The 23,970-nt window shown below is 53.4% G+C and carries 11 protein-coding genes; 5 read left to right on the forward strand and 6 right to left on the reverse strand.

All coding sequences use genetic code 11. From position 1 onward, the window contains the following. The first annotated feature begins 295 nt into the window (after positions 1 to 295). The gene (locus tag QEH53_RS03615) at positions 296 to 1,258 is read left to right on the forward strand and encodes a DUF4886 domain-containing protein (RefSeq protein ID WP_309021763.1); all 963 of its coding nucleotides are present in this window, start codon (positions 296 to 298) and stop codon (positions 1,256 to 1,258) included. Between the two features lie 266 nt (positions 1,259 to 1,524). Here the strand turns inward: QEH53_RS03615 and QEH53_RS03620 are convergent, their stop codons facing one another. The 4 genes from QEH53_RS03620 to QEH53_RS03635 all read right to left on the reverse strand — a co-directional run bounded on the left by QEH53_RS03620 (position 1,525) and on the right by QEH53_RS03635 (position 15,894). Continuing rightward, positions 1,525 to 2,115 (reverse strand): hypothetical protein, encoded by a 591-nt coding sequence (locus tag QEH53_RS03620; protein ID WP_309021764.1) that lies wholly within the window; start codon positions 2,113 to 2,115, stop codon positions 1,525 to 1,527. A 40-nt stretch (positions 2,116 to 2,155) separates the two neighbouring features. Then, positions 2,156 to 10,588, reverse strand: a complete 8,433-nt coding sequence (locus QEH53_RS03625; protein ID WP_309021765.1) for a fibronectin type III domain-containing protein — start codon at positions 10,586 to 10,588, stop codon at positions 2,156 to 2,158. Positions 10,589 to 11,033: 445 nt separating this feature from the next. Beyond that, entirely contained in the window at positions 11,034 to 13,115 is a 2,082-nt protein-coding gene (locus QEH53_RS03630; protein ID WP_309021766.1) for a DNRLRE domain-containing protein, read from the reverse strand. 43 nt (positions 13,116 to 13,158) lie between these two features. Next, positions 13,159 to 15,894, reverse strand: coding sequence for a family 78 glycoside hydrolase catalytic domain (locus tag QEH53_RS03635; protein WP_309021767.1), 2,736 nt, complete (start codon positions 15,892 to 15,894; stop codon positions 13,159 to 13,161). A 220-nt stretch (positions 15,895 to 16,114) separates the two neighbouring features. Between QEH53_RS03635 and QEH53_RS03640 the strand changes: the two genes are divergently transcribed. The 4 genes from QEH53_RS03640 (at position 16,115) to QEH53_RS03655 (ending at position 21,419) form a co-directional block, all read left to right on the forward strand. Further along, positions 16,115 to 16,981, forward strand: coding sequence for an alpha/beta hydrolase (locus QEH53_RS03640; RefSeq protein WP_309021768.1), 867 nt, complete (start codon positions 16,115 to 16,117; stop codon positions 16,979 to 16,981). Between the two features lie 117 nt (positions 16,982 to 17,098). Beyond that, on the forward strand, positions 17,099 to 18,160 hold the full coding sequence (locus tag QEH53_RS03645; RefSeq protein WP_309021769.1) for a hypothetical protein: 1,062 nt from the start codon (positions 17,099 to 17,101) through the stop codon (positions 18,158 to 18,160). Positions 18,161 to 18,312: 152 nt separating this feature from the next. Further along, the gene (locus QEH53_RS03650; RefSeq protein WP_309021770.1) at positions 18,313 to 20,835 is read left to right on the forward strand and encodes an MFS transporter; all 2,523 of its coding nucleotides are present in this window, start codon (positions 18,313 to 18,315) and stop codon (positions 20,833 to 20,835) included. After that, a complete protein-coding gene (locus QEH53_RS03655) occupies positions 20,832 to 21,419 on the forward strand; it encodes a hypothetical protein (protein ID WP_309021771.1) in 588 nt (195 codons plus the stop codon). The genes QEH53_RS03650 and QEH53_RS03655 overlap by 4 nt, the downstream gene beginning before the upstream one ends. A 28-nt stretch (positions 21,420 to 21,447) precedes the next feature. Here QEH53_RS03655 and QEH53_RS03660 read toward each other — a convergent pair whose 3' ends face one another. Further along, positions 21,448 to 23,136: an FAD-dependent oxidoreductase gene (locus QEH53_RS03660; protein ID WP_309021772.1), complete on the reverse strand. Its 1,689-nt coding sequence runs from the start codon at positions 23,134 to 23,136 to the stop codon at positions 21,448 to 21,450. A 155-nt stretch (positions 23,137 to 23,291) separates the two neighbouring features. Further along, on the reverse strand, positions 23,292 to 23,970 hold a 679-nt coding region (locus QEH53_RS03665), incomplete at its 5' end, for a transposase (RefSeq protein WP_309021773.1).

Genomic DNA, 23,970 nt, shown 5'->3' on the forward strand with positions numbered 1-23,970 from the left:
CCCTCACTTTACCCGTTAATCTTCGGTCTACCAAATATCCCAAAAATACAGGCATGGCATTCGCTTCCTCCCGTAGACGGGAGAAGTCTTCGAGCACGTTGAATTAAAACTCACTCCCCAGACCTGAAATCGAATATTTAACAAGTCCTCCCTTCTCACTCATTTGTGACAGTTCACACTGTTAATATCAAATTTGGAAAAACCTGATAAATTGCTGGAGATAGTAATAAAACCCAACAATATTACTGTTTTGGGTCAGAGACGGCCTAAGCGCACCAAATAATTTTACACAGTAATGCAGTATCTGATACAAATCACCTGTTTCCTATTAGCGAGCGCAAGCTTCACTTACGCAGCAGATTCTCAAAGCACTCTTCGTTACCTTGGAATCGGAAATAGCTTCACTTGGAACTCGACCGAATACCTAGACGAACTAGTGGAAAGCCAAGGCAAGGATTTCGAATTATTCGTGGCTGGCATTGGTGGAGCCTCCCTCGAGCGCCACCTACGAAGTGTGCGTATCCACGAATCGGATCCAAGCGACCCAGAGGGTCGTCCCTACAAGATGAAAGACGCGGACGGTAAGGAGACCGCCTACTCCCTTAAGGAACTTCTGCAGCAGCACCACTGGGACTACATTTCCATCCAACAGTTGAGCGCCCTTAGCTTTAAAGAAGAGTCATATGAGCCGTTCGCGAGCGAGCTCATCACATACATTCGAGAGCACTCTCCAGAATCGGAAATCATAGTCCACATGACTTGGGCATACCGCGAAGATCATCAGTGGTTCGTAAATGGGGAGCTTACCCAAGACGAGATGTACAAGAAGCTTCAGGACGCCTATTTAGTCCTCTCCAAACGCTACGACCTGCGAATCATCCCCATCGGAACTGCTTTCCATGAGGCACGCAAAATGCCTGAGTGGACCTACTACTTCCCAGATCCAAATTTCGACTACAACGATGCGAGTCCTCCTAATATCCCCGCTCAGCCAAACAGCTTAAACGCGGGCTGGTACTGGCGTGAGGATAAAGAGACTGGAGAAGAATCGCTCCGTTTAGATGCAACGCACGCCGGTGACTACGGAAAGTTTCTTGCCGGGCTCGTGCATTATGAATTCTTTTTCGGTGAAACAATTCCAACTGACGAGCTGCCGACCAACCTTGGACTAGAAAAAGAGAAACTAGGTAGCCTCTCCCAAGCAGCCCACCAAGCAATCGCGACTTACGAGCCATATAACTCAGAACGGGGCAATTAGTGCCAGCATTTGCTTTGAAATTTCCTGACTAGATCCTATTCGTTCAAGAAGTGCAGACGCTCATCTCCTATCGTATCGCTCTAATTGACCTTTACCTAGCTGAGGGCATTTTCCTCGAGCGTCGCGGGATATCCATCCCCTGAACGGAATGCCGTAGCTTAGAAGAATTCACGCTCAAACAGTCAGTTAAAGTATCGAAAAAAGCCGATTCGTCTCCTTAGACGAATCGGCCTTCCCGCTTACCTACTAGAACAAAGTGCTCACGACTATGGGCTGAGCCTGCGACGAATCGCGGCCATGCCAATCAACAGCATAGGCAAGTTCCCCCAAAACCGCGTATCTGGAACCGCGTTCACTTCCACTCCAAAGCTACCCACGATGTCAAAGAGTTCGGACGAGTCAGAATCGTAATCGTAAAGAGCCAGCCCTTGCCCAACGTTTTGCAGTCCGGAAACGAGTACAGTCTCGGAACCAGACGATAAGGCCGTGAACCCGAGAGTGGCTAGTAGAACGTCCGTTCCTCCAAACAACGGATCAAAGGGATCCCCCAGTCCTCCCACTTCTGGCGGACCGAATGAAAATTCTTCAAGCGGATCAGGAACGCTCCACTCGTTGAACGCGATGATTCCATTTGCCGTCAAACCAGCGAGCGGGTCCACGTTAAAGGCGAAGGTCGCAACTTCCCATTCGTCGTCGAACGTCGCGGTAAACGCTACGTCGAAACTTTCGCCCACTTCGATATTGGAATCCAACACCGTGTAGTTATAGGAAACCGCATGGCTCGTTGTCGCACAAGCCAAGGCGGCAGCTCCCGTTAAAAGAGGCGGGGCCCCTTGAATTATTCGCTTAATATTCATCTGTTTTTATTCGGTTTCACTATAACGCAGAAGTGCATACTTACATGCTACCCCGAACGATACCGTACCAAACCAAGTAGTCTGACCGCGTAATCTTGCCGTCGTTATCGTAGTCTAGCTCTTCGATATACCGATCGCTTCCTTCCTTGGCTCCTAAAGCTCTTCTCACGATGAGCGTATCATCCTTAGTTATCACGCCGTCTCCGTTCATATCGCCCGGAACCACGACCACTTCAGGAGCAAGCAGGATTCCCGTTCCGAAGTAGGACGCATTCGTCCACGAATGGTTAACGTCCGTCCACCAGGCTATCTTACCTTCGCTGACTTCCGTATCCGGAATATCATTATCGGCAATCATCAGATCAAATCCGATGTAGTCACCCTCACTTGGGTTGACTCCATAGTTACTCCAAGGAACGAAGAACTCCACGGCGTATCCACCGTCTACTTCCACGCCTGCTGCCAATACACCTTCAAGCGTAGGGTTGCCCGCACTCGCACCCAAACCGGTCACGATGTTATATACATACTGTCCGTCGTTCTGGTAGCTGGAGGTCTTCGCGTTGTCAGGATCGAGATAGAACTCAACTGAATCGAAGTCGTGAGCACTCTTCGTGGTCCCTTCAGTATGATAGACTAGAACGTCGTCTCGAGCTTCCACATAGAAGTAGAGACCAGCAGAGTCCCATAGAACACGATAGCTTCCATCCAAGTCGGCGGTGCCGTCTACAGTCCCTCGATTGACTCGAGAAATTGAATACTCGTTGGCATCCGACCAAGCAGAGTCCATCAGACCGTCGACTACGATGCTCCCCGAGGCGGATTTGATCTCCGCCTTATTCGGCAGAGCAGCCACACTGAGGGATGCTATATCGCTGATAACCGGTCCTAGGGAATTGGATACGACGACATAGTACTCGTCTCCATCGTTCTCCACCGAGAGGTTGCGCAACTGCAGGGTCGAATCCTCCGCACCGTCGATAATCTCACCATTTCGGTACCAGGTGTAGGTGAACGGTGCCTCGCCGATAGCGACTACATTAAAGGTCGCTCCAGCTCCTTCGCCAACACTCGCGCTCTGCGGCTGCTTGACGATGATTGGCGAGTCCGCCTCCGGTAAACCGGAGTTCAACAGCCACCAGTCCTTCATCGCACGGTACTTGAAGGCAAGCAGCTCGGGCTGACCAACGTACTCCTTGGAGCCCCACGCCATGCCGCGGCCGTAGCCACCGTGATGGACGAAATGAGTGAACTCTTGATAGAATGGAGCCAACGCGTCGAGATACGCCATGTAGGCATTGTACATGAGCGGATTGCGGCTCGCTGCTTCACCTGCGGTCGTAAGGTGCTGGCCGCCTTCGTAAGTGATCAACGGAATACCCTCAGCCGACCAAACTCCATAGTGAGCAGAGTGTGCATCTACGCCTTTCAGGTTTTCGTAGACCTCCGCTAGCATCGCTTCGTCGTCACCACTCGAGGTGAAGTTAAAATACGGAGCCAAGGCATAGGCATCAATCTCGCGACCATTCGGATTGATCAAAGGATCGCTCAGGGCATCGCGGTGCACCCTCGAAAGGTCAGGGAAAGCGGCCCAGCCGGAGAGCACCTTGTATACGCGATGACTTTCCTCGCCGAAGCTCGCATCGAAAATCTCATGCAACTCGAGCGAGCGCAGGACATAAAATCGAAAGCGTGCATATTCATTATCTCCGAACCATCCGTACCGCGGGAAATCTCCCTGCTCCAAACCAAGCGCCAAGCCTTGCTCTCGCGTGTAGTCTTCCGAGCCAAATCCCGCCCAGGCTTCGTTCGAGTACTCGACCCTTACCCTGAGGTTCGGATTGAGATTGTCCCGGATAAGATTAGCCAACTGGGCAACGTAGTCGTTGCTGGCAGCATGCGGCACGTTGATCCAGAGATCTGCCTCAAGCAAGTTACAGAGTTTGATCATCCATTCGAACGCTACGCCTTGCAGCACACGGATATTTTCCTTTGTATAGTTTTGGTTCACACCTTGGTCCAAATCGTCGGGCTGCCTGCGATCTTCCCAGTTCTCGATCCAATTGTTATTGGTCGGATTCATGTCCATGAAGCGAATCACTTCATAGTGAGCGAGCTCGTCGAGGAAGACGGGGTTGAACGGATTGCTCGTTTCGTAGTTAGCCCACTCGTCGGCGAAATTAACGCCTGACTTCCAAACCCCGTTCAAGTCACTGCCTAGTCCGATTCCCAAAACCATGGGATCAAGGGCCTGTGCACGTTCCGAGGTCGTTACGCTAAAGGCAGCGCTTGGTGCGGACTCGTTCCCATACACATCCAATGCTGAGATCGTCACATCGTAGGTGGAATTTGGAGACAGTCCAAGCAAGTGCAGTTCTGGTTCAGTCGTCGCTTTCCAGAATTCACCTTCAACGAACACGCGGTAGCTGCTCACGCCTACTCCAGCGTCAACGGAAGGCTCCCAGGTGAGATTGGCTTCGATGTCTTGCACCTCTACTGCAGCTATTCCATCGGGAATCGACGGCGGCGATTGGTCGACCGTATCCGGAATGGTAAAGCCAAAGTCGAAGTCGCCGGACTTCAGGCTTCCCCATGTATTCGGATAATCATCACCGGTAAGATCGCTCGCTTCATAAAGCTCCGTCCACGTTTCGCCGTCGTTGGAGGCTTCGCAACGGAACGCTGTCAAACGGGACCAACTCGGTGAAGCGACACGCACTCCCGTAGGAATCACAGCCGTATCCTTGAAGTCGAGTGTCACTTCATTCCCAGAGGTCACGTACCAATGGGAATTCGTATCACCATCGAATAGCTTCCACGGACCATCAAAAGCGTAGACATTAGCCGTGCTCGTGCTGATTTCGACAGACTCGTCGCCAACGGAACTTGTGATCCAGGCAAACGGCATTTCCTTGTCTCCAAACAACCAACGTAGCTCGCGAAGCTGCATCGGATTGGGGTCCGAGCTACTCGCATCGATCCAAAAACGAAGGTAACGATAGCTTTGGGCAATTTCACCGGTCGCTTCGGACGTCGTGAACACGAGGGCCGAGCTCTCATCAGATTCGTTACCTTCCACATCGACCGCAGAAACCGTTACCGAGTATTCCGTTTCTGGAGACAGTCCTGATACCGTCGCCTCTGGGCTGCTAACCATTTCCAAGTACTCACCGTCGAGGTACACGCGATAGTGGGCAACGCCTGAACCTGCATCTGTAGATGGATCCCAAACGATCGTTGCTTCGTCCTCCGATACATCCGTCGTCGAAAGGTTTTCAGGAATACTAGGTGCGAGCGTATCCAGATTGTCTGGCAAGGTTACTCCAAAATCAAATTCACCGTATTTAATCCCGTCAGCAGCGATTGGAAAATCGTCTCCGGTCAATCCACTCGTTTCATATAACAGCGTCCATGTCTCGCCATCGACAGACCCTTCACAACGGAAGGCTGCCGCACGTGACCAACTCGGTGACCCGATGCGGATGCCGGTCGGGTAAACAGGGCCATTCTTAAAGCGTAGAGTCACGTCGCGGTCCTTCTGGTGGTAGGTTGACGTGCTTCCATCCTCATCTAAGGCGTTCACCAAAAAGCTCGGGTTGTTGCCTGTGGACGAAATGATTTCGACATTGGGATCCTCTGTTGCACTCGTCAGCGCATTTGCTGGAAGCACGCTGTCACCAGACAACCATTTCAGCTCACTCAGGTGCATGGCACCGTCGTCGCCAGAAGAGTCGTCCAACCAGAAACGCAGGTAATTATAAGCCTTCGCCTGATTGGAGTTCGCCTCAACCACGCGGCCTCGGACCACTAGGTCATCTCCCGCGTCGAAACCGATTCCCTTAGAGGTGTAGGCAACCCCATTGTAGCCATAGAGCCGGAAGGTTATTGGACCATCAGCTCCTTGCAATGCTGACTCCGCAGTCGTAGCAACCGTCACTGGATTCCCCAACATACCACCGAGGGTACGAGGTGTAACTCCTGAATTTCCACCAAGAGAGATTCCCTCGGTAGCGAACCCATCAAGGCTGTACTGAACCTCTATTGAGAAATTCTCAGGGTCGGTTCCATTCGCTTGAGCATAGGCCGAATAGAAGATCTGATCGATCTCCAACGCGTATCCTGCTTCTGGCGACACCGTGAACTCATAGTACTCCTCATTAGCGATAGCTGAAGCCAAAGTTTCATCATCGAAACGGGTACTCGCGGTGTTGAATCCACCACTCTCGTCTCCGTACGTATTGCTTCCGCTGGCTCCTGCGCCACGAGTGAGGTCGCTGACACTTACATTTGCGATTGCCGAATTGGCAGTAGCCGTTGCTTCTCCACCAAGATAGGTTGAAAAATCGAACGCTGCGATAAGTTCCGAATCACCGGGTTCCGCTGGAGTTTCAACCAAAACCGGACCCGCGAACTCGGAGGCGTCCGATCCCGATACCGCACGAACCCGTACCGTGTATTCCGTACTAGCTAAAAGACCTGTAACGAGAATCTCAGTGGAATCCGCGGCTAGAGACTCGACTTGCGGATAGGTTGCCCCGCCATCGGTCGATATCTCAAATTCGTAACTCGTCTCACTATCGGAGTTGTCAAGCCACGTAGCGGAAATCCGATCAAAGGCAGGAGCGGTAGCATTCAAGTCGCTAGGAGCCGCCACAGACGAACCTCCACCACCGGAGCCTCCAGCTGAGCGGACTGTTCCGTATACGAACAGATCCTCACCCGCGTCGAAACCAATACCTTTAGAAGTGTAGCCGGCTCCCTTGTAACCGTAGATACGGAAGGTTACCGTTCCGGATACACCTTGCAAGGCCGCTTCGCTCTCAGTCGAGAGAGTGAATGGGTTCCCCAGCATTCCACCCAAGGACTGTGCGGTTACTCCGCTGTTGCCGCCCAAAGAAATACCAGCGGTCGCAAAAGCATCTAGGCTGTACTGCACATCGATGGAAAAGTCTCCCGGATTCGTCCCATTGGCTTGGGCATAGGCCGAGTAGAAAACTTCCTCAATATCGAATGCATATCCACCATCTGGAGTTACGGAGAATTCGAAATAGTCGTCGTTGCCTACCGCTCCGGCTATATCGGCTGCGGTGAATCGTTGGCCAGAAGTATTAAAACCACCTTGCTCACTATTGTATGTAGCTCCGCTGCCCTGCGTTCCCGCACCGCGAATCAAATCGCTCGCGCCGGAATTATCAGCAATCGTTGACGCGCTCGCTGTGGCCTCATTTCCTGAATAGGAAGCGAAATCAAATCCAGCGATCACCTCTGGCACCGCAGGATTCAACTCTGTAACTTTACCGCGAATCGCCAAGTCATCTCCAGCGTCAAAGCCAATGCCTTTCGACGTGTAGCTAGCGCCCTTGTATCCATAGATTCGGAACGTTACAGGAGACGATACGCCTTGCAGAGCAGATTCCCCTGCCGTTTGCAGCAAAAATGGATTCCCGCGCAATCCTCCAATAGACTGAGCGACCACACCCGAATTACCGCCTAACGAAGTGCCAGCCGTTTCGAACCCATCAAGGCTATACTCAACCTCAATCGAAAAATTGCCTGGGTTCGTACCATTGGCTTGGGCAAACGACGAGTAGAAAAACTCTTCAATATCCATAGTGTATCCGTCTATTGGAGACACTGTGAACTCGAAATAATTGTCGGCAGAAATCGCTTCCTGCAAGGTAGCCTGTGTGAAGCTCGTAGCGGCAGTATTAAATCCTCCCAGTTCGTTTCCGAAATTGGTTCTCCCAGCTGCACCCGCTCCGCGTGTCAGATCCGTAACGGTGGCGCCGCTGTCAACCGTGGTCGCGGTCGCTGTATTTTCAGTGCCTGCGTAGGTCGCAAAATCAAAACCAGCGATCACATCAAGCTCAGGTAGAGGAGGAAGTGTAGTCGTGCCTGCGGCTCCTGAATATCCGGATACAAAACCACCATTCACCGCACGGACACGATAAAAGTAGATGGTCTCCGGTGTCAGTCCAGTGTGCGAGTAGCTCGTCACGTCCGCTCCGACCTCGATGGTTTGCAAAAAGTTTTGCCCGCCATCGCCGGAGACTTGGATTTCGTAGCCTGTCTCGTTGTCCGCATTATCCGTCCAAGTCAGGTCGATCCCAGTTGCTGAGACGGCATTGACTGCAAGGTCAGAAGGTGACGCCGGAATGTCTGGGTTCTCGTCGATGACCACGGAGAAGGTTGCACGGGCTTCGTCCCCTGCTCCCAAATTCGTGTCGGAATCCGTTACCGCGACTTCGAAGCTGTAGCTGCCAGCCGCTTGCGGCGTACCGGAGAAGAGTCCGTTATTGAAGCTAAGCCCCGGAGGAAGATTACCAGGATTGGTAACGCTCCAGTTGAGCTGACCGTTACCGCCCGTCACAATGAAATTAGCCTGGTAAGGACTTCCTTCTTCGCCATTAGGCAGCGTGGTAGACGTTTGAAAAACGGGAGCAGAATCGCTGTAGGCGATGATCTCAAACGGGAACTCCCCTTCGTCAAACTCTCCCCCGTCGTCCGTCGCGCGGATCGTCGGTGAATAGACGCCTTCCGATCCCGGAGCGGGAGTACCAGACAACAACCCAGTCGTAGCGTTGAGCGAAAGACCGGCGGGAAGACCACCGCTTTCGATTGTCCAAGCGATGGGAGGTACACCTCCAAACGTTTGCAGCTGAGTAGCGTATTCAGTATTTACTGACCCATCGGGAACACTCGCGGATACAAGCTGCACGCTCACGTCACCCGCGATCTCAAGCAACGCTTGATACTTGGGAGCCGTAAGATCCGCGACGTCTTCAGTCGCGCCCCAAGACCCGTGACGGCTAGCTCCACCTGCTATTACGAAATAGGCAAATTCCTTGCCGCCGAGTTCGAACCAGTTGTCGATCATGTCGCGCTTCACAGCGTCCTTCATGCCCGGCAAGCGATTCATCAAAATGCGGTTTTGCACGTTAGTCGTTGATCCTCCGCCCGTATCTGGACCGCCTTCGTAGACCATGGGAGCTACGCCCCAATCGTTGACGCTCTTGTCGATAAAGGTAGAACGACCTCCTGCAGCTTGGCTGTCGCTACTGGCAACCAAAGCAGCCAACAGCTCCTCGGGCGTCGCCGTATCCGACGCGGCATTGTCGTTCATGTAAGGCGCGATCGCGAAGCCGTAGAAGTAGTCGCTAACGGGACCGTAAGTCGTTTCCATCCAGTCGACCGCTGATTGCCATTGGTTTTGCAAGTCAAAGCCAATAGCAGCTGCCCAGTGCGCATGGACCGGGCGTACTTTACTCAACAGAACATCGGTCCCATACTTTTCGGACATAACTTCGGAGAAGATCTGTCCGAACTCGTAGGCTCGCTTGATATGGCGACGACGGGCCATGTGTTCTTCGTCGGTCGTCCCCCAATCAAAGCCATTGTCGGCCGCTTCAACCGCGGCGAGCTTATTGTATACATATTGGCTGAAGCCGAAATTCCAAACCTCGTTCGAATGCTCGAGGTAAACATTGAGACTTGGGTCAAGCGGATCGGTCGTCTGCACGCCCTGAGCCAATATGGCCTCATCAAACGGTCCACTGACATCCGCATCTCCCACATCCACACCGTAAGCGACAAGGATCGCCAACTTCTTCACATAATCGAGCTCCGCGTGTACCGGGATATTCAGCCACAGGTCTGCTCCCGCAGCGTTTGCAATTTCTATATCATATTCCCATGCCACCACTGGTTGCTTCAGCCCACGGTTCTCAAGTATTTGAGAAGGACTTTCTTTCGTGATTCGATCCTGCCAAAGGGTTACGTTCCGAGGATACGGATCGCCTTGGAACGGATTTGAATTATTGGTGTGCTGGATGTCCATGAAGCGCAAAGCTGCGAACGGCGAAAGCGCATTGATAAACTCATCAGTGAAGGTCTGCTCGGGTCGATCATGGTATCCTGGACGTATAACCTTGAGGTCGGTAATGCCTGCGCCAGTCGAGCTATCGGGGTTCACCGTGTTGGTGAACTGCATCGCCACGAGACCGGAATTGTCATTCGAATCGATTGCCAGCACTTCATCCTGGTTCAATACATACATATCCAGGGTCGTTGTATTGCTCGCCGCGTCGTACTCCTGGTTCGAGAAATCAACATAGGAGTCACCCGCCCACGAAGACACCGTCGCCTCTCCCTTAAACGATACTTTATAGATACCGCTCACGTCGATTTGCATACGCTCCGGATCATCGTACGGCGGATTCAGCCACCCGCCCCACAATCGCCAATCGAAGAGGATCATTCTAAAATCGGCCGTCGGCCAGCCTTGCTCGTCGCGCATGGTATCCCAATCGAGCGGGTCTCCATTCGGCTGTGCCCAGCGATTAGAGGTTTTCACTACATCGACAAACGCCCGCATTGGTCCGCTTCCGATTCCGCCAATATTGGCGGTAGTCAGCTCAGGATAGGTATCTTCCTGAGAGGTGGCAATACTCGGAAAGACGCTTCCGATTATCATTAATATAAATGACAAAACAAGCCCTCTCCTCTTGGGATGAAGACATGGGGGTACGCAGTTAGATACAGCTTCTCTCATAGCAATTTTAGATAGGGGGCTAGAAACGACGGATCAATTCTCCACTCGTTACTTTAGCAGGGTTTTATAAATACTTGCTAAAATTGATTACCCAAAACGAACCGACACACTATTGATTATAGCATAAATCCGTTTATAAATTTCGTTAACGCGTCCCCACACGGTACACTGTTTTTCCAACTAAAATTTTAGCGCTCAAATCGTGGGAATCGGCGGTTTAGAACAATAATTACCATTAGCGACTACTCCTGAACGACGGCGTCTAGCATGCCCCATCCCTACAGTTTTTCACCACTCGGCTTTCCGAAAAAAAAGCCGCTACGGTAGAACCTCCGTAGCGGTGAAACGAAAAACGCGACCCCAACCGTTATTGTGAAGTCAGTACCAGCTCGGGAGGCTGGCTGCCTTCTCGCGCCACGAACTGAGTCCAGCTGCTTTGATCAGTTTTAATAGCAATCGTCACGATCCCGTCGCCTACAGCTTCCACAGCGACCAAAGCTGTCACATCAAACTCAATCCAACCCGCATTCGAACCCACTGTGGCCGCATCAAGAGCCGAGCCGGTTGACGAAGTAGAGCTCCCCGTCTCAGACCACGAATCCGAAGCACCGGCGTAGGCGGAAACGGTGGGCGCTGAGCTGCTTGATTGCTTATAAATTCGGAAAGTTGCGTCAGCAACAGAACCGGGTATCGCGGAGACATCGAACTTCACGGTGATCGTATTCCACATACTGGCATAGATACCGGCGTTCGTACCAGAATTCGAACTTTGCCCGTCTCGATCCGCAATTGGGTTCAAAGTGAACGTACTGCTTCCACCTAGCATCAGCTCGGGCGGGTTCGCTCCTTCTCGCGAGGAAACAAAAGTCCAACCTCCAAGATTGCTTTCTAAACCCAGTGAAATAATGCCGTCACCACTTACCTCGGCTTGTACTAAACTTGGATCAAGATCGATTTCCATCCAACCCGTTCCTGCCGAAACCGCGGCGCTGCCCATCAAAGTCGAACCAGCGGGCGGAACCGAGCCGGATTGAGTCCAGGAGTCGCTACCAGCTAAGTACGCATCAGCCGTCAGGGCACTTGAAGAACCCGTTCGAAATAAACGCAGCTTTGCGGAGGACACGGGGCCTGAGAAGCTGGATAAATCAAACCGAAAGAAGGATGTATTATACGCGCTGATTGCGATTTGCGAATTCGTGCCCGCTGCCACGTCACTCTGCGTGTCACGATCGTCGGTGGGAGTTACTACCACAGTGCTGCTTCCGCCGCTTCCCGGCGTCGATGCATCAACGTAATCAACCAAGGCGCGGTATTTGTGTGCTTGAGTCAGAGGCTGGCCCGTATATTCTTTAGCTCCCCACGCTCCTCCCGACGTCCAATTTCCAGCATGAGTGTAATGCATAAAAAGCGCAAAATGCTCATCCATTTCGTCAAGCATATACAGGTACTCATCGTAAATCGCAGGATTCGCTGACCAAAGATCTGCATTATCAGTCAAATGCTGGCCCGCTTCGTAGGTGATGAGCACGAGATTAAAATCAGTCGCAATACTTACACTGCTAGCCACGCTCCCGGCAATCCTCTGATCAGTCTTGGTACGGAATTGCGACGCGATGCTAGCGTCGGCTCCATCTAGCCCCGAGCCGACATAAGGCGCATTGGCGAAGGCATCCACCGTTATTCCATTGGGATTCCAGGACGAAGAATTGACTACGTTATCAATCGCTTTCCGTGCAATATCAAGATTACCACTCGCAGAAACGACTTTTACAATACGCGGCGAGTCTACACCAAACACATTCTCGAACGCATGGAAGATTCCTAACGACTGATAAACACTGTAGGCACCCCCCTTGTACCATTGATTGGAACCCGGCAGCCCGCCAGCCACTCCTTTGTCGATAGTATACTGGAATTGAGCAAAACCGCCATTCCAAGTTTCATTGGAATATTCAATATAGACCTTCAGCGACGGATCTAGATCACTGTAAATCAACTGAGCTAGATTCGACCAGTAAGTAGCGTCAGACTTATGTGGCAGACATACCCACATGTCCTTCCCCGTACGATTACATAAATCGATCATCCACTCGTAGGCAAGACCTGCCGTAAGCGAAGAGCTCTGCGAGATAAACCCGATCGATTCATTACCGGCGTCCGTCGCGGGGCGGCGCTGCGACCAAAACTCGACCTTCGAGTTATTGGTCCCACCCCAGTCCATAAACCGCAGGACAGTATAGGGATCAAGCTCGTCGATAAAAGTCGGATTCCAAATATCGTCACCATTTGCGTACGCGTCAGACCAATCGACATCCTCCTTAAAGGGCTGCTCACCAGACCAGTTCGCCAGAAACCAAAAGTTCGTTCCGACCTCCATAGCGGTCGCTTTTGCTACACCAAAGAAGCTGAGAATCAGCCCGGAAAACAATAATGCGATACGTGTTTTCATAATTACTAATATACTCTGGGTTAGGGGTTAGTGTAATAAGTGTCTATAAACATTCTGCACACCTCACGCTAACGCCCTCAGGTGCCGCTATGTTCATCTCCAAGTTCCCATCCTCCTTTCGCTCCCACTCGACTCGGATCGTGCCGAGACGATGAGGCTGAACACCCGATGCGTGTTCGATTCGCTCTACTCTCAACGGATCGAGAACCCAGCGGTCAGGGTCGCCCGATTTTTCCTGCCTCAATCCCAGTACCCACTTCGTGTACCAAACTGCTGGATACCCACTCCATCCGTGACAGCGGCTACCCAACCCTACTTGGAATCGATGGAAACACTCTGGAAGCGTGCCAAATCCATCTTTCACCAATGGCCCCCAATGCTGCCGAATCAACCGTAAGGCTCGTTCACCATGACCGCGTTCCGCCAAAGCTGAAAGAAGGTAACGGAAAAAGTACAGTTCAATGTGTCCCGCAAACCTGCCTTCCGCAATCCCCTTCTCGTAATTTCGATCCAGAAAGTCGAAGAGGTACTCCTGTACGCGACCGAGCTGATTCGCCGTTCCAATCTCGAAGGCCCAAGCCAGCAAATTGGCATGGCCGGACGAAGTAGAGGAGAGCGTACCATCCTTTCTGGTACAGGCCGCATAACGTCCCTCGCTTTCAACCCAAAGCGTCGAAGAGAACGCCGCCCTAATCCTTTGGGCTTCCTCAAAAAACGATTCAGCCTGTTTCTCTCGTCCGGTACTCCGAGCGAGCGAAGCAGACTTTTCCAGGGCATGGATACGGAAAGCGTTTAGGACAGCGTTCGCTTGCCCTTCCCGCTCCTCTAGAACCACGCCCCAGTCGATGAAAAGATTCATTCCTTCTGTGCCCCACAAACCGGCCGCGTTTTCATGCCAGACCGAACTCGCCCACAGACGCTCTAGATTCGGCCACAACTCATCGACGAGAAACGTATCTCCCGTCAGAGACCAATGTTCCCAAAGTCCAAGCACCCATATCAGCGAAAAATCTTCATGGGCCATACGATGGTAAGCGGGCGCCACGCAGGCAAACTGTCCATCGTCGCGTTGGGCTTGGGCAAATAATTGCAGGCAACGCTTCGCAATTCGCAGGTCCGAACCGATCAAACACTGCACAAGCTGATTGACAGTGAAGTCGCCAATGTAAGCTCCACGCTCGCGCCACGGGGAATCTGAATACACATCTTCCGCGCTGCCGATCACCGTATTAAGAGAGGCGCTCCATATGGCTTCGTCAATTGGATCACCATCGCTAAACGAGCCCTCCGCTCCCCTCATCGTTCGCGTTTCAATAATTCTAACGGCCTTCAATTGAAAACTGCTTTTCTGTATTGGTGGGTACACGACAACCTGAACAAACCGACCTCCACGGGGATTCAGTCCGACGATTTTTTGCGATCCTCCGCCTCGCAGGATATAGCGATCGACCGTGTGGACAAACGGGTTGGTCCGGTAGAGGTCAATCAAACCACTGGGCTGTTGCCATTCGTCAAATCCCACATCTAAGACCTGCCCCTCTCCCCCTTCTATCTCGATTTCGACATGACCCAAAACCTCTCGCCCAAAGTCGAATACCCAAACCAATCCGCGCTTCGATTCCGGATCTCCTTCAGACACATTTCGAAGTCGCTGCCACGCCATGAGGCGAGCCGGCGTGATATTCCTGGGATCACCTTCGGCAGTAACCCAACCCGCATCATTTCGAGGTTCTCCTCCGATTACCCAGTCGCATCGCTCCTCTTCGCTAATCAGTGGCGATACCCTCAAACGATCCTCGCAATCGTCCTCGGGAAACGCCGAAACACGCAACCCGTGCGGCAGTCGAAACAGGCAATCCCAATAAACCGTATTGGGCGGATAGTTCGCGAAGCCACAAAAACAATTCCACCCTTTCTTCAGCGAAACCTCGCTCACCATGCGCAGGCCAGCGAGCTCCTCCGCATCCTCGCCAATTCTGTCTCCATTGACCCAATACGTTCCCCAATGATACCAGAACGCGACGGTCTGCTCCTCATCGGAGGCAACCCAGAATTGAAACGCTTTCGAAAGTCCTTTCTCAATCGATCCCGGCGGCCCCAAATACGTATCCGGAAAATGGAGTCCAAAGATATGGCCTATGTCAGCAAGTTCGCCGGAAACGACCAACCGATCAGGTTCCGCCCTTTCGAAAAGCGGCATTGGAACATTTCTCGGCGCTAATTCGCCCCAAACCCTTTCCGCCGCGGGCAGCGGACGAGCTGCCTCCCAACCCTCGCTCAACGCTCCCGGCAGATACCACGCATCCTCCGTAGCCCGCGTGTCGCGGATCTCGCAAGCGTTGAGGGCAAAGCTGTAGAGGGCTGCATCCTTCGCCCAGCCTGGCAAGCTTCGGACCTTCCAGTTTCCGGGAGTCTTAAATTCAAACCCATCACCGCCGCCCCAAGCAATAAATCCATCGCGTCCGCCCGGCATCGTTTGAAAGGACGAGCACCCATAGTGATGCACCTCCACAGCAATACAGTTCGAGTCCGAGGTCAAATACGGCCCTAGGTCCACACTGTCGAACCAGGGAGACGATTGCACGAAACGAGCCGGCCCCGATGAAACAAATTTTCCGTTCACCCACAAACGATATCGAGTCTCGGCAAAAAGGTGTATCCAAACCCCACCCTCGACTTCGCCGACATCTCCTTCCACATCGAGACGGTAAAGCAGCACTTGGCTTCTTTCACTGCGTTCGACGGGTAAACCGACAAAACCGGCTCGGGGTGATTTCATTTATGGGAATGGGGTTGGGGTTAAGGCTACCATGAACAAATCTAGACTACTTCGTCACATCATCCTCCCATCAAACCGTTAACCCCTCCCGTTAAAATTCTTCGTTCTCACTTAACGAATTAACCTCTAAATCAAATGACAGGGCTGCCGCTTTCCCAACCCTGCTGCTGACAAACCATCGCCGCCCTGCTCGCCTCCTTCCCAGAGCTCTACTTTCCGCATGAAACCCAATCCTCTCTCCCAAGCTCAACTCGACTCCATCCTCCTTCGCCAAGGCCACGAACCTTGCCCCGGCGTAGACATCGAATTCAATCGCCCGCTCGGCTCCCTCGCGGGAGGCCCTCCCATCTACGCTACTATCTATCGCCCTAACTCTCGTCCGGCCCAGCCCATGCCCGGACTGCTCGCCTTTCACGGCGGAGGCTTCATCGTCGGCGACCCCAATGGCTGCGGCGAGCTCGCCAAAACGCTGGCCCTCTCACTTGGCATCACCACCGTATCCGCTTCCTACCGACTCGCCACTCAAAACACACCCAGCTTTCCCGCCATCCTCGACGAGACCACGCTCGCGTGGCGTTGGGTTCAGCAACAGGCACTCGAACTCAATATCGACCCCACTCGCATCTCCGTATCTGGCGAGTCCGCCGGCGTCCTGCAAGCCGCTCACCTCGCAGTCAACAGTCCTTTGCAGTCCCTCTCGGAAGAGGAAAACAAACCCGCCGCGCTTATATCCCTCTGGGGCTGCTTCGACTACGTTGCCCGCTGGTTCGATCGCAATGAATCCCCCGGAGCCGAACACGAGCTCCTTGGCGCCACCTACCAACAAAACCCCAGACTCTACCACCTCGCCAGTCCCGTCAGCTACGCATCCGGTCAGCTCCCGCCCGCCCTCTTCATCTACGGAAGCCAAGACCGAGTCGTCCACGCACGCCAAGGCGAAATCGCCCACGCCGCCTGGCAGGCCGCCAACGCTCACAGCGAATTGAAAATCTTCGACAATGTCGGTCACGACACCGTCGGCGACAATCGCAGCCAACAGGCCAAAGTCCTGCAAGCCGCCACCCACTTCCTAGCTGCCCAGATCTAGCCAAGGGATCGAATTCACCTCCTCCCGCTGCAAACAGCGTACCTAAAGTCCCGATACAGCTTCAAATATTGATACTCACCCTATCTGTATCCATAACTCCCCTTCATACTCGAATAAATGATCCAAGAACCACTTTTCACTCGCGAGCCCGCCAACCCCATCGTCACTCCAGGACAACCCGCCTGGCGCCGCGCCGTCAGCTTTAATCCAGCCGTCTTTCACGATGGCAAACAATACTGGATGCTCGATCGCTGCGCAGGCGGACTCCGCCCCTTCATTTGCCATTTGGGACTGCTTCGCAGCGACGACGGCGTGAAGTGGGAAGTCGCCAGCGCGGAACCCGTCTTCACCCCAGCCATGTGCGGCAGCCCCATCGGCAGCGTGCAAGACCCTCGTGTCACGCGGCTCGAGGGACGCTGGTGGCTCACCTTCGCTTACCGTCCCTACGCTTGGTCCTCCCACCCGACCGGGGTCGGCGTGCCCGAGTCCCACGAGACCGATTTTCCCGATCTCCCGCCTGCTCCCGCCGCCGATCAAAAGGGCTCAGCCAATGTCGCCAGCGGGCGTTCCGACAACCTCACCCGTTCCGGACTTGCCGTCTCCGACGACGGCCAAAACTGGAGCTTCCACTCTTGGATCACCTCGCCGGATACCGACGATCGAAACGTCATCCTTTTCCCCGAAAAGATCGCCGGCCGCTACGCCGTGCTGCGACGCCCCTTAGAAGCCACAAGCTCCTCCATCTGGCTCAGCTACTCAGAGGATATGCGGAACTGGAAAGAGCCTGAGATCCTCGCCCGGGCAAATTTCCCATGGGAAAACAACCGCATCGGCGGCTCCTGTCCACCCATACGCACCGACGCCGGTTGGCTGCTCTTTTACCACGGCGTCGAAACCACGGACGCCTCCGTCAAAGCCGTCACCTACCGCATGGGAGCCATGTTGCTCGACCTGCAAGACCCTCGCAAAATCCTCGCCCGCTGCCCACTGCCTCTTTTTGAGCCAGAAGCCTATTACGAGCGGGTTGGCCTCTACATCCCTAACGTCGTATTCCCCACCTCCTGCCTGCTAGAGGGCGACACCTTGCTCCTCTATTATGGTGCCTGCGATACCTGCATCGGCCTCGCCCGAGCGAGTTTGCGGTCGATGCTCGATCGCCTGCGAGCGAACCCTTGCTGACCGAACCCCGAGTTAACGGATTAATAAGACAATATTCTCATCGCGCTCGCCTTGACCTAAACCGGCTAGCTATAACCTTTCTTTCCCCCAATTGAAGGCGCCACCTCGCGCCTCAGACCCCAACCGAAAGTCCCTGCCTCTCCCGCCTTTACATGATCATAACCCGCAAGAAAAAGGTCCCAGTCCATTGGCTTTTCTACGCTCAGCTTCCGCTCCTGCTGACGATTTACGGAGAATCGGTTATCCACGCCCCGTTCCTGCTGCTCATGAAGAAGTTCATGGACAACCCGGCCGCCATCATGGGTCTGATCAGCATGGAGATCTATATCAACCTCTTCGGAGCACCCTTCATCTCCTGGCTCAGCGACCGTGTATGGACAAGATGGGGACGTCGTAAGTTCTTCGTGGTGATCGCCGACACCGGACGTGCCCTCTGCCTGCTGGCCATGCCCTTCGCCCCGAATGTCATCGTGCTTATCCTACTGCGCTGGGGCTTCAGCCTCGCGGGAAGCTTTGGCAGCATGACCCAAGCTCTCATTTACGAAGTCGTCCCGCCTCCCCAACGCGGGCGCCTATCCGGCTTCTTCCAGGCCTCCGTGCAGTTCGGCAACATCATCTTCTTCTTCCTGCTGCTCGGGCGTTTCGACGACTATTACTTCATGGGCCCCTTCCGCTTCATTACCGAGATGAGCGGCGGAGCCATCATGTTTTGCCTCTGCGCCTTCGTGCTCCTCGGTATTTCCGCCTTCGAAGGCTTAGGCTTCCGTGAAATCAAGCCTCCCGATGGGGGCAGTATCAACGACGGACGCAAGCCCGGACAATCCATATTCGTCCACTTCATAAAGTCTTTCTATCAAGACGTATTCGCAAAAGACCTACTGCCGATCTACCTCTTCGTCTTCGTTACGATCATGTTCTCGGTCAACCTGGGGATCTTCCAGCCGCTCCTGTATACCGAGCAATGGGGCTACTCGCTGCAAGACATGGGTAACACTATGGCTGTTGGAGCAATCTTCTCCATTACCTTCGCCCTGGCCGCAGGATGGTTCGCTGACCGCTTCGGCAAAATTCAAACCTTCGTCCTAGCGTCAGCTGGCTCGCTCATCATGAACATCTTCTACACGGTGTTCGTAGCCTTTCAGCCAGACAACCGTCCCACCCTCCTGCAAATCATCGTCATCGGAAACATCACGCAGGCCTTTATGATGGTGAAGTCGGTCGTCACCTATCCGCTCATGATGGAGTACGTGAAGCGCAGCCGCATGGGCTCCGCCAGCGCGGGTACATACCTTTTCCAAAACCTCTTCCGCAGCCTCGTTCTCCTTTTTGTGGGAGTCTGGCTCGTTTGGTGGTCCGTCTGGTTTTTCCCGCAAGCCGGCTACCAAACCGCAACGACCTTCCCTGACGAAATAAACGAGGCTCAGCTCCGCTCCAAAATCGAGTCGACCGGACTCGATCCCGACGACTATGTACTACGCCCAATCCATCAATACGGCGTCGACAAGGAAACGTCCATGCGTTGGTGGATACATCGCAACGATGATGGCACCTCCGACAATCTTGCGGAACTCAAGGACCTCAAGAACGAGCTATCCAGCCTCGAAGCGGAAGTCACCTCGCCCTTCCTCGAAGATGTGGAACGCGATGCGATTAACGAAAAAATCGAAGCGGCGAAAGCCCGCACCGCAGCGATCAACCAAGAACTCGAGAACGGCAAATCCGAGCTGCACCAAAAGCTCTACGGCGTGCTCGGCGACACGCTCTTCGAAGCGGGAGCCCAATTACGCGACGCGCGTTTCGAAGACGATACCCTATTTCTCTCGGTGACTACCATCGAGAAACTTCCCGCAGAGCAGGTCGAATTACTCGAGCAAAACCTCAACGGCCCGCAATACCAGGTCACCGCCAGCGACAGCGAGCAATCGAGCTCACGCTGGAGATCCGAAGTGGAAGTGGAAGTCATCAGCGGAGAGATACCTGGCTTAAACATCCAAGCAAAGTTCGATCCAAATTTCACTAGCCTCTACCGGATTTTGAATACAGGACAAAGCAAAGTTCCAGCCGCCTTCGAACTTGCGAACTCCATCAACAGCATCTTCCAAAGCGGACTCGGTCGCGGTAACCAGCAGTTCACAATCTCTTCCGCCGAAAGATCTCAAAGCAACGGCCAACAACGCTTGAGCTTCGAACTGAACATCTCGCAGAACGCCCTCAACTCGGATACTTCCCTGCTGGCCGAGGCGCTTACGCAAGAGCAAGCGATCGAAGACGTAAGCGCTCAGCAAGTGGCGAACAACCGATACCGCTTCGAAATCGAACTCGCTACCAATGCCGCGGCTGCCAACACCTCCGACTGGTTGACCCGTTCGCGGGCAAATGAAATTCGAGACCGACTCGCCTCCCTCTTGCCGGACCAACCGTTCCCGCAAAGCTTAGCCACCGAAACCTACCTCCGCTTGGCCGACGTGCTGGCCTCCCAACCTTTCTACGTGAGCATTCCTGAAAACACACCGCGAAGTAGGCACACCGAGCGAGAGTACGAGTATTTCTTTTCCAGCAAGACCCTTGAAATTGCGAGCGACCTCATTGGCTTCGCCATCATCTTCTTCATCATCTACATCGAGAAGAAGGGTGTTATCCGTCGCTACGGAGCTGAGGAGGACCTAAAACGATGACCCCCGAAGAATTGTATAAAGACGAAGCCAATATAGCGAAAGCGGCAGACGGTCGCTGGTACTATACGCCCGACAAGTACTTCGCTAAACTCGCCTTCCTAATCGGGAGCCTATTACTCACCGCTGTAGGGTGCGTCCTCATCTGGGATCCCTCCGTGCGCTACTTTTTCGGCGAACAAGAAAACGCTCGTATCACCCGCATCGAACGCAACGAACCTGATAGAGAACCGCAACTGATTCGCTACCGAAAAGAAATTCCGGAAGGAGATTACTACACCCGTTTCACCTACACGGCCACCGTTGACCGAGACGATGGAAGCTCAGAAGACTTTACGCTGGCTATCGGAAGCCGCCGAAACGCCTTCGCCAACGTGAACGACGACGTTGAGATCATCTATTTCTCCGGAGAAAACCAAGCGTATCAACTTTATGAGCACCGGACCTGGTCCTTCGGTGTTGGCTTCCTTTTCGTCGGCCTACTCCTCACTGCCTGTGCGGTACCAACCCTCATGGCAGTGGGCAAACCGATCCTCATCGACGAGGAAGCTCAAGAGGAGCTGTCGGAGGACCCAGCTAAGGCCTGAAGTCTGTAAGGGGCGAATCCACCCCTCTTCAATTTTCCAAGATTTGCCCGTCCGCTAACAGTCGGGCCTGCAACGCTGAAACATCCAACTCTGACAAGGTGCTATCGGCCTCGATCGAGAGACAAGCTGCCGTCGCAGCAGATTGTCCTAGAACCATGAATACTGGCTCCATTCGTATCGAGCCAAAGGCGACATGCGTCGAAGATACGCAAACCGGCACCACCAAATTGTCCGCTTCTCCGGATTTGGGAAGCATGCTCCGGTAGCTGATCGGATAAGGAGCCGCGACATGGGCCTGCACATTGCCCTCGTTTTGAGCGTAACCATTGGCATCGACATAGCGCTGCACGTGGTGCGAATCCATTCCATAAGCCGCCATGCCAACGCTATCTTCGACGACCTCCAAGCCTTCGCAATGATGCTGCGTCATCACGAGTTGACCTATCATCCGTCTCGCCTCGCGAATGTAGAGTTGAGGAGACCAATGATCTGTCTCCTCATATTCGTCCTTGGGCAATCCCCAACGAGAAACGTCATCCCGTATCCACTGAGGTACCCGAGGATGGTTAGCGAGCGACCAGTACAAGCCCAATTGGTAGTCCTTATGCGATTGTTCGATCGCCTTCCTCTCGTCGTAACTAGCCTCAGGATACGCATGGTTCATTCCAATGAAATCACCAGAAAACCCACCTCCGTTGTTCGTATCCGTTTTTCGGTTGGGCATCGCACTATTGATCCAATAGAAGGAGCCCCCCGCCTCCACATGCCGAAAGAGCAACTCGTAATGAAGTTCGTCGTAAGACTCAGGCTTCGCAAAAGGAATACGATTTTCTGGGTGGTCAGTTAGGCAAGCGCGATAACAGTAGGCCTGAACGCCGTCATCTCCACTTCCTTCGATTCCGGGTCCGCCCGCGACGATGAAAGGCAGGACGCCGCTCTCCGGATGGCCGGGCTCTCGATAGGCTGAAACGCCAGGCGCGATCTGGTGATTCGCTGCGTTTGTCGAAAGCCCTCGCTCCAGCGTGGGAGCCCAAAGTCCAGCTTGTACGCCGTTCAGCGTTTCGCCGTACTGCTCATTCGCTTCGCGACCAACCGCATAGGACACACCCGTCTCCGCCAAGAGGTCCCCTTCGTAGGTGGCATCGATAAAGACCTTTCCCTTGTACAGCTTTCCAGATTCCGTTTCCAGGGATTGAATACGACTACCGATTTTCTTAACTCCCACTCCCGACCGGTCCAAACGCTCCCCCGTCTTCACTTGAATTCCAGCCTCTTTCAACATCTCGGAAAAGATCGCGGAGGCCACCTTTGGCTCGAAGGTCCACATCGCATCCTCGCCAGCCTCGGTCCGGGTTTGTCCACCATCGCGATAATCTGATCGCCCTTGCCATTCCCATGCCTCGTCCGACGCGTAGTGGGTCTTAACGCGCTGGTAGAACTCGCGAGCGATTCCTCCGATAACTTGTTTGTTACCGATGTCTGTTTGCCCGAGGCCACCTGTGGTCAATCCGCCGATGTGATCCGAAGGTTCAATCAAGGTAACGCTGTACCCCATGCGCTCAGCTTGTAGGGCTGCAGCGATTCCTGCCGAAGTGGCGCCGTAAATCACGAGGTCTGATTCGTGGTCCGCTTGCGACAAAGCGTGCGGAACGAATGACAGCGAGGTCGACAGAATCAGTACAAGAGAAAAAAATAGAGAGCGTGGAATATAATTCATAACGAGGTTTCTACAGGAAGGGTGAAAAATAGAGCGCTAGCAAACAGACTTTCTAACTATTATATACTGTAGGGTCGGCGCTCGCGCCGCACCGCACTGCCCAACAACTCATCCCGAGTGACCGCCTGCAACGCGGCATGTCGCAAGCGACAGCCCTACAATGTATCCTTTTCTAGGAAGGCAATTCTAACGGCCTCGCTCTCCGTGATCCACTGAATTGGAACGTTCCCCTTTGCAGCCAACACTTCCTCAAACGCAAACGGAACCGCTCTGCATCGCTTCCAAAATATCCAATCCTTATCCAATGAAATCAAATTAGCACGATAGGGATTCATAAAAAGATAAAGACCATAGGCCTCCTCGCCCTCATCCGATCGCAGTCGATGATCGTAGAAACCGTCCTGCCAATCGGCGAGTCCAGCCAGCCTACTCTTAAACTTACCAACAACTTGACCAAGTTTAAGCCGTGTCCCTAGCCGGAAAACGACATGCACATGATCCGGCATCAGCACCATACAGCACAGTGAAAAATCACCCTCAGCTTCCTGATGTTCCAGTTGAGTCATAATCTCTTCCCAAGCCTCGTTTCGACACAGTACAGGTTTTCGTTTTCGCGTACAAATCGTAATAAAATAGCGAGCGTTCGGAACAGATACCCGACCACGCCTCAGTGTCTGCGTTTTCCGCACCTGTAATCTTCGTTCCACAAAGAACACCCAATACAAAACACAACGTTTTTCAACCCTGTAGGGTCGGCGCTCGCGCCGCGCCTCACTGCCCAGCGGCTTATCCCGAATAGCCTCTTGCAACGCGGCATGTCGCGAGCGACAGCCC

Source organism: Pelagicoccus sp. SDUM812002 (assembly GCF_031127835.1).
In the GTDB taxonomy this organism is placed as follows: domain Bacteria; phylum Verrucomicrobiota; class Verrucomicrobiia; order Opitutales; family Opitutaceae; genus Pelagicoccus.